Origin of the sequence: Plantactinospora alkalitolerans (genome assembly GCF_015690345.1) — a bacterium.
GTDB classification, from domain to species: Bacteria; Actinomycetota; Actinomycetes; order Mycobacteriales; family Micromonosporaceae; genus Plantactinospora; species Plantactinospora alkalitolerans.
The window spans coordinates 21,686-30,121 of the sequence record NZ_JADPUN010000208.1 but is presented as its reverse complement, the minus strand read 5'-3'; the positions used below and the strand labels follow the sequence as shown (position 1 = coordinate 30,121).

Genomic DNA, 8,436 nt, shown 5'->3' with positions numbered 1-8,436 from the left:
GTCTCCGCCGATGGAGGCGCGGGGGGACCGGGGCTGAAAGGTGGCAGGTCGCACGGCAGATATCTCCGGGGGGAGCCGCAGGTGATTCCGGGCAAATTTCATGAAACGTACGTTCGAAATGGCCCGGTGTCAAGGGTTGGTCACCCTGTGGTACGAGCGACCCGGGCCTCGGGGTGCTCAACGGTCTGGCGGCATCGTTATTCCGGCCGCGCCGTCGACTCCGGCGGTGATCGCCGCCGCCCGCCGGCCCGCCGTGCTCCGGTGACCGGTCATGTTCGTGGGATCGCTCCCACAAAACCTCCCGAACACCCACAGGGTTCGCGGCTGTGCATATTGTCACCGAATGGTGCCAAGGCACTCGGGGTCGCTTAGCCTTCGCCCACCGGAAGCCAGCGTTTTCCCTGGTACGAGAAACCGTCCCCGGGGTACGTACAGGTCGGCTTTACCTTCGTTCAGTGTCGAACGGCGCGCGTGGGAGGCTCCGTGGCATCGCAACAGACGTCGGAACAGAAGTACGTGTACGACTTCGCCGAGGGCAACAGGGATCTGAAGGACCTGCTCGGCGGCAAGGGCGCGAACCTGGCCGAGATGACCAACCTGGGGCTGCCAGTACCCCCCGGATTCACCATCAGCACGCAGGCGTGCAAGGCGTTCCTGAGCACCGGGGCGCAGCCGGACGGACTCGCCGAGGAGATCGCCGCGCACCTGTCCACGCTGGAGGAGGCGATGGGCAAGCGCCTCGGCGAGCCGGCCGATCCGTTGCTGGTCTCGGTGCGCTCCGGCGCCAAGTTCTCCATGCCGGGGATGATGGAGACGGTGCTGAACGTCGGGCTCAACGACGCGAGTGTCGAGGGACTCGCCGCCCAGGCCGGTGGCAACGAGCGGTTCGCCTGGGACTCCTACCGCCGCCTGATCCAGATGTTCGGCAAGACGGTCTGCGACGTGCCGGGCGAGGAGTTCGAGCACGCGCTCGAGCACGCCAAGCAGGCCAAGGGCACGACCGACGACCTGGACCTGGACGCGGGCGACCTGCGGGCGCTTGTCGACGCGTACAAGACGATCTTCACCAAGCACACCGGTCGGGACTTTCCGCAGGCGCCCCTGGAACAGCTCGAACTCGCCATCAACGCGGTCTTCGAGTCGTGGAACGCCGACCGGGCCGTGCTCTACCGCCGGCAGGAGCGGATTCCGGCCGACCTCGGCACCGCGGTCAACGTCGTCGCGATGGTCTTCGGCAACCTCGGCGCGGACTCCGGAACCGGGGTCGCCTTCACCCGCGACCCGGCCAGCGGCGCGCAGGGCATCTACGGCGACTACCTGGCCAACGCCCAGGGCGAGGACGTGGTGGCGGGGATCCGCAACACGATCCCGCTCCAGCGGCTCGAGGAGCTGAACAAGCCGGCCTACGACGAACTGCTGGCGATCATGGCCCGGCTGGAGGAGCACTACCGGGACCTGTGCGACATCGAGTTCACCATCGAGCGCGGCAAGCTGTGGATGTTGCAGACCCGGGTCGGCAAACGCACCGCCGCCGCGGCGTTCGTGATCGCCGCCCAACTGGTCGACGAGGGACTGATCGACCTCGACGAGGCGCTGCACCGGGTGAACGGCGCGCAGCTCGCCCAGCTGATGTTCCCCCGGTTCAAGCTCGGCCCCGACCTGACGCCGGTCGCCCAGGGCATCGGCGCCTCGCCGGGAGCGGCGGTCGGCAAGGTGGTCTTCGAGGGACGGCGGGCGGTCGAGCTGGCCGACGCCGGTGAGGACGTCATCCTGGTCCGCCGGGAGACCAACCCGGACGACCTGCCCGGCATGATCGCCTCACGTGGAATCCTCACCTCGCGGGGTGGCAAGACCAGCCACGCCGCCGTGGTGGCCCGGGGGATGGGCAAGACCTGTGTCTGCGGGGCGGACGCGCTGGACGTCGACGTCCGCGAGCGGCGGTTCACCGTGGACGGTCGGACCGTCCACGAGGGTGACGTGGTCTCCATCGACGGCACCACCGGCAGGATCTACCTCGGGGAGGTGCCGGTGTGGCCGTCCGAGGTGGTCCGGTACTTCGAGGGCAGCGTCGGGCCGGACGAGGCGGACGACGCGCTGGTGGCCGCCGTACACCGGATCATGACGCACGCGGACGGGCGGCGGAGGCTGCGGGTCCGGACGAACGCCGACACCGGTCCGGACGCCGCGCGGGCCCGGCGGTTCGGTGCCGAGGGGATCGGGCTGTGCCGGACCGAGCACATGTTCCTCGGCGACCGGCGCGAGCTGGTCGAGCGGCTGATCCTGGCCCGGGCGGACGACGAGCGGAAGGCCGCGCTGGCCGACCTGCTGCCGTTGCAGCGGGCCGACTTCGTGGAGATCTTCCGGGAGATGGACGGCCTGCCGGTCACGGTACGGCTGATCGACCCGCCGCTGCACGAGTTCCTGCCCTCGCTGGAGGAGCTGGCGGTGCACGTCGCGGTCGCCCAGGAGCGCGGTGAGCCGGCCGCCAAGGACGAGGCGATGCTGGACGCGGTACGTCGGATGCACGAGCAGAACCCGATGCTTGGCCTGCGCGGGGTCCGGCTGGGGCTGGTCATCCCCGGTCTGTTCGCGATGCAGGTACGGGCGATCGTCGAGGCGGCGGTGGAGTGCGCCCGCGGCGGCGGCGATCCTCGGCCGGAGATCATGGTGCCGCTGGTCGGCGCGGTACAGGAACTGGAGACGGTACGCACCGAGGCCGAGAAGATCATCGCGGAGGTGACCCGGGAACAGGCGGTGGACGTGCTGATCGGCACGATGATCGAGGTACCCCGGGCCGCACTGACCTCCGGTCAGATCGCCGAGGCCGCCGAGTTCTTCTCCTTCGGCACCAACGACCTGACCCAGATGGGCTGGGGCTTCTCCCGGGACGACGTGGAGGGAGCCTTCTTCTGGCGGTACCTGGAGTTGGGCATCTTCGGTATCTCGCCGTTCGAGTCGATCGACCGCGACGGGGTCGGCCGACTGGTCCGGATCGCCAGCGAGGAGGGCCGGGCGGCCCGTCCCGGGCTCAAGCTCGGGGTCTGCGGCGAGCACGGGGGCGACCCCGACTCGGTGCACTTCTTCCACGAGGTCGGGTTGGACTACGTCTCCTGCTCACCGTTCCGGGTCCCGGTGGCCCGGCTGGAGGCTGGCCGGGCCGTCGTCGAGACGGCGGGTTCCGACAGCCGCTGACCCCGCTGCGCCGCGGCCGCCCGGGAACGCAAGGGATGTTCTCGACGTGAAGGTGTTCACGGGCGGCCCGGAGGACGCCATCCGCCCGACTCCGACCACAGACCGGCGGGCAGGGCCGCCATCGGGGTGCGGGTGGCAAGCGGTGCGTCCGGACTGGTGGTCGGCGGAATCGCGGTGGCCACGGTGGGCTGCCGAACCGCGTCCCAGAGCGCGCCGAGCCGGTGGGCCACCGGCCGGGCCTCGGCGTGCAGCCGGGCCAGGTCGGTGCCCGAGGGCACCGCGACGGTCAGGATCGCCTCGTCGCCGGCCGGATAGGTGATCACCCAGCCCTCGGCGCCCCGGACGACGAACTCACGCAACGGACCGTGTCCGACGGACTGGGTGAAGCGGTCGCCGATGCCGACGCTCGCCGCGGAGAGCGCGGCGATGTGGTGCGGGTCGGCGCCCGGCAGGTCGCTGGCGACCAGCAGCCCGTCGACCGCGGCCAGCAGGGCGCCCGATATCTCCGGCACCGCCCGCCGCAGCCGGTGCAGTTCGGCCAGCAGGGCGGCGTCAGCATCCACTGGTCTGTCTCCTTAGCATCGTGCGGTGTCGGTTGGCTTGCTTCACCCCGTCGCTTCGTGCAGGTGCAGGTAGACCGTCTGCGTTCCGCCGTCGCGTTCCGCCCCGGGTTGTCGCCACGCCGTCTGGAACCTTCTTCACGCCGTCGGGCGGTTGGGTCGCGCGCCATTGCGCCATGTCGCTGGCGTCGGTCCCGGTCGCCGAGGCTGTGCGCCTTCGCCTGGTAACCATCCGCCTCCGGCACGCTACACCGAGCCATGTCGGAGCGCGGCCCCATGACCATCGGCGATGGTCCCGCAACTCTCGGCTGTTCGGCTGTTGTGCCTGTCTGCACGGATCAATCGCGTAGAGTGTCGGGCGTTCGTTGACACACCGCCCGGCGGAACCCGGGCGTAACCTGGTCGACACGCGAACTTCGTTTCCCTCGCAACGGAGGTGTGGCCCATGGGCAGCGTGTGGGAGAACCTGGTGGTCGACGCCGCCGATCCGGCTCGGTTGGCGCGCTGGTGGGCGGAGGCACTCGGCTACCAGATCGTCAACGAACTGCCGGACGAGGTGGAGATCCGCCGGTCCCCGGACGTGCTGCCCGGCCTGATCTTCGTGCCGGTTCCGGAGGGCAAGGAGGCGAAGAACCGCCTGCACATCGATCTTCGCCCGGCCGACCAGGAGGCCGAGATCGAGCGACTTGTCAACATGGGCGCCCGGAACGTCGACGTCGGACAGCCCCCGGAGGCCAGCTGGACGGTCCTGGCCGACCCCGAGGGGAACGAGTTCTGCGTTCTCGTCCAGCGGAGTTGACGCCGGGGGTGGGTACCAGCGGCGTGGCCGACGAGCCCGACGCGGAGCGCCTCGTGGCCGAGCAGGCGAAGGACAGTGGTTACGGGCGGAGCCCGTACCAGCGGGATCGGGCCCGGGTGCTGCACTCGGCGGCCTTCCGCCGGCTGGCCGCGAAGACCCAGGTGCACACCGCGGGCACCGACGACTTCCTCCGGACCCGGCTGACCCACTCGCTGGAGGTCGCCCAGATCGCCCGGGAGATGGGTGGCCGGCTCGGCTGTGATCCGGACATCGTGGACGTCGCCGGGCTCGCGCACGACCTCGGTCACCCGCCGTTCGGGCACAACGGCGAGGCCGCCCTGGACGTCCTGGCGCAGCGCTGCGGCGGCTTCGAGGGGAACGCCCAGACGCTGCGCGTACTGACCCGGCTGGAGGCCAAGGTGCTCGGCCCGGACGGTGCCTCCGCCGGCCTCAACCTGACCCGGGCGTCGCTCGACGCGACCTGCAAGTACCCCTGGTCGCGCCGGCCCGGACAGGCCAAGTTCGGGGTGTACGCCGACGACGCCGACACCTTCGCCTGGCTGCGCCGGGGCGGACCGGGCGGCGACGCGCGGTGCCTGGAGGCCCAGGTGATGGACTGGGCCGATGATGTCGCGTACTCGGTCCACGACGTCGAGGACGGCATCCACGGCGGTTATCTGAGGCTACGGCTCGCGCCGTTGCGCGCCGACCCGGAGGAGCGGGCCGCGCTCTGCGCCGACGTCGCCGGGCGGTACTCCACGGAGTCGGCCGACGCCCTGGCCGAGGTGCTGGTGGAGTTGCTCGACGATCCGGTGCTGGCGCCACTTGTCGACTACGACGGCAGCCATCGGTCGCTGGCCGCGCTCAAGGCGACGACCAGCGTGTTGACCGGGCGCTTCGTCGCGGCGGCGGTGCGGGCCACCCAGGAGCGGTTCGGTGTCGGCCCGCTGCGCCGGTACGCCGCCGACCTCGTCGTACCCCGGCGGATCCGGGCGGAGTGTGCCCTGCTCAAGGGAATGGCGCTGCGGTACGTGATGCGTCGGCCGGGCGCATCGGGCCGGTACGAGCGGCAGCGGGAGATCCTGACCGCACTGGTGCAGGTGCTGGCGGCCCGGGCGCCGGAACCGCTCGATCCGGTCTTCGCTCCGCTGTGGAAGGCCGCGCCCGACGACGCCGCCCGGCTGCGGGTGGTGGTCGACCAGGTCGCCTCGCTGACCGATCCGGCGGCGGTGGCCTGGCACCGGCGTCTCGCCACCACCGCCTGACGCCGGCCGGGTGCCTTCGGACAGTTGACTGCGGCGGGCCCCACACCTAGCTTGTAACTAGTTACATCGATGCGGACGAACACCTGTGGCACACCGACCCCTCGGGAAGGACGGAGGCGGATCAGCATGGCCGAGCACGTGGTGGTGATCGGTGCCGGCGTCTACGGGGCGGCGGTGACCGCCTCGCTGACCCGGCGAGGCGCCCGGGTCACCGTCGTGGACGCCGGTGCACCGGGAAGCGGCACCTCCGGCGCGACGTTCTCGTGGACCAACTCCTGCGGCAAGCAGCCCCGGACCTACCACGATCTCAGCGTCGCCGGCATGGCGGCACACCGGACACTGGCGGCCGAGGTTCCGCACAGCGACTGGTACCACGACGGCGGCAACCTGGAGTGGGCCGCCGACGACACCGGGCGTGCGGCACTGCGCAAGAAGGTCGACGGCGTCCTCGAATACGGGTACGAGGCGCGTTGGCTCGACCGCGCCGAGGCCGTACGCCTCGAACCGGACATCGATCCCGCCGTGCTTCCGGCGCACGAGATCGCCTACTTCCCGCGCGAGGGCTGGATCGAGCCGACCCGCCTGATCGCCCACCTGCTCTCGAACGCGGTCGCCCGGGGCACCGAACTCGTCCCGAACGACGCCGTCACCGCCCTGGAGGTGACCGCCGGGACGGTACGCGCGGTCCGGCTCGCCTCCGGACGGCGGCTCGACACGGACGCCGTCGTCAACTGTGCGGGGCCGCAGGCCGGCCGGATCGCCGCGCTCGCCGGGCTGACCCTGCCGATGCGCAACACCCGGGGCGTGCTCGTCTACACCTCCCCGGTCGCGGTCGCGGTGTCCCGGGTCATCCACGCCCCGCACGTCCACCTGCGCCCGGACGGCGCCGGACGGCTGCTGCTGCACAGCGAGGAGATCGACGGTGCGGCGCACCTGTCGGCCAGCGGGACGGTCGACGTCGACCGGTCGGCCGTCGAGAAGGTGGCCCGGGCGGGCCGCAGGCTGTACCCGGGGATCCGGGCCGCGACCGTGGAGAGCGTCCGGGTCGGTGAACGACCCATCCCCGGCGACGGCCTACCCGTACTCGGACGGGTGGTCGAACTGCCCAACTTCCACTTCGCCGTCTCGCACAGCGGCGCGACCCTGAGCGTGCACGCCGGTGACCTCGTCGCGGCCGAGGCGCTCGGCGCGGACCACGGTGCCGCCCTGGCCGCGTTCCGGTTCGAGCGGCTCGCCCCGGCGACCCGCTGACGGGGCGGCCGAACCGTGCGTACGACCGTGCTGCACAACGGCGTCCTGGTCGACGGCCGGGGTACGGACCCGCGACCCGGGGTCGACATCGTCGTCCGGGGGGACACCGTCCGGGAGATCGTCGCATCGCGACCCGCCGACACCTACGGAACGGTCGACGAGATCGTCGACGTGGCCGGCATGCTGGTGATCCCCGGTCTGATCAACAACCACACCCACGGCACCGGGCCGGTACCGCTGTTCCCCAGCGGGCATCCGGGCCTGCCGTACGCGCAGGTGCTGGCCAACCTCGACCGGCACCTGCTGGAGGGGACGACGACACTGCTCTGCGTGGACGGCTTCGTCACCGCCGAGGCCCTCGCCGACACCGGCGCCACCCATCCGGTTCACGTCAGGTACGCCTCCTGCAACGTCCCGTCCTGCCTGGCGGCGGCGACCATCGCCGACGGCAGCGGCCTTACCGGGGCGAACCGCCGGTTCACCGCCCGGCAGGCGGTCCGGGCCGGCGCGGTGGCGCTCGGCGAGATCGGGGCCGGGCACACCCTCGGCGGGGGCGGGGCCAGCTACCTCCACATCCCGGCCGAGATCGAGAGACGTACCGGCGTGACGATCACACCCCGGCAGGCGGACGACGTGAAGATCGCGGTCCTCGGCCGGCACATCTCGGCGTCGGCGTACGACCCGGCCGCCGTCGAGGAGGCGCTGGCGGGCGCGGGGCTGACCGGCCGGCTGTCGGTCCCCGAGGCCCGCGAGATCGTCTCGGGGATCGTGCTGCCGGCCTTCGACATCGCCCTGTCCGGCTTCGCCGAGGCGGCCGAGCAGGCCCGCGCGGCGGGCGTCCCGGTGCTGGTGCACAACGCGGCGGCCTCGATGACCCAGGTCGCCGCCATCGCGGCGACCGACGGAACGCTGATCGCCGGGCACTCCAACCATTCCAGCTTCGTCGCCCGTGAGGCCGTCGCGCACGCCGAACGGCTCAAGGAGCTGGGCGCCATCGTCGACGTCTCCACCCTGGACACGTTCGGAGCCCGGCGACTCACCACCGGACCGGAGCTGCTCTACGCGATGTTCGCCGCCGGCGTGGTCGACACGATCTCGACCGACTACGCGGGCGGTCACCACGACCCGATCCTGCTGGCGATCGACCGGGCGACCAGGGCCGGCGTGCTGAGCCTTCCGGCGGGGGTGGCGATGGCGACCGCCAACGTCGCGGACGCCGTCCCCGGGCTGGCACCCCGGCGGGGCCGGGTCGTACCGGGCGCGATCGCCGACCTGGTCGTGACGGACCCGGCGCGGCTCCACCACGTCCGGACCGTCATGATCGGTGGCGCGATCGTCGTCCGCGACGGTGTGCGCAACTGATCGGAGG

6 protein-coding genes are annotated in these 8,436 nt (G+C 71.7%); 5 read left to right on the top strand and 1 reads right to left on the bottom strand.

The features are described 5' to 3' along the window. Positions 1–483: 483 nt before the first annotated feature. Positions 484–3,192, top strand: coding sequence for a pyruvate, phosphate dikinase (gene ppdK / locus I0C86_RS22890; RefSeq protein ID WP_196203331.1), 2,709 nt, complete (start codon positions 484–486; stop codon positions 3,190–3,192). A gap of 56 nt (positions 3,193–3,248) precedes the next feature. Here the strand turns inward: ppdK and I0C86_RS22885 are convergent, their stop codons facing one another. Further along, positions 3,249–3,755 (bottom strand): roadblock/LC7 domain-containing protein, encoded by a 507-nt coding sequence (locus I0C86_RS22885; RefSeq protein WP_196203330.1) that lies wholly within the window; start codon positions 3,753–3,755, stop codon positions 3,249–3,251. A 442-nt stretch (positions 3,756–4,197) separates the two neighbouring features. On the opposite strand from I0C86_RS22885, the gene I0C86_RS22880 reads away from it, so the two are divergent. The 4 genes from I0C86_RS22880 to I0C86_RS22865 all read left to right on the top strand — a co-directional run bounded on the left by I0C86_RS22880 (position 4,198) and on the right by I0C86_RS22865 (position 8,429). After that, a complete protein-coding gene (locus I0C86_RS22880; RefSeq protein ID WP_196203329.1) occupies positions 4,198–4,551 on the top strand; it encodes a VOC family protein in 354 nt (117 codons plus the stop codon). Between the two features lie 8 nt (positions 4,552–4,559). Next, positions 4,560–5,816: a deoxyguanosinetriphosphate triphosphohydrolase gene (locus I0C86_RS22875; protein WP_407676340.1), complete on the top strand. Its 1,257-nt coding sequence runs from the start codon at positions 4,560–4,562 to the stop codon at positions 5,814–5,816. 126 nt (positions 5,817–5,942) lie between these two features. Next, a complete protein-coding gene (locus I0C86_RS22870) occupies positions 5,943–7,067 on the top strand; it encodes an NAD(P)/FAD-dependent oxidoreductase (RefSeq protein WP_196203328.1) in 1,125 nt (374 codons plus the stop codon). A 15-nt stretch (positions 7,068–7,082) separates the two neighbouring features. Beyond that, a complete protein-coding gene (locus I0C86_RS22865) occupies positions 7,083–8,429 on the top strand; it encodes an amidohydrolase family protein (protein ID WP_196203327.1) in 1,347 nt (448 codons plus the stop codon). Positions 8,430–8,436 lie beyond the last annotated feature (7 nt).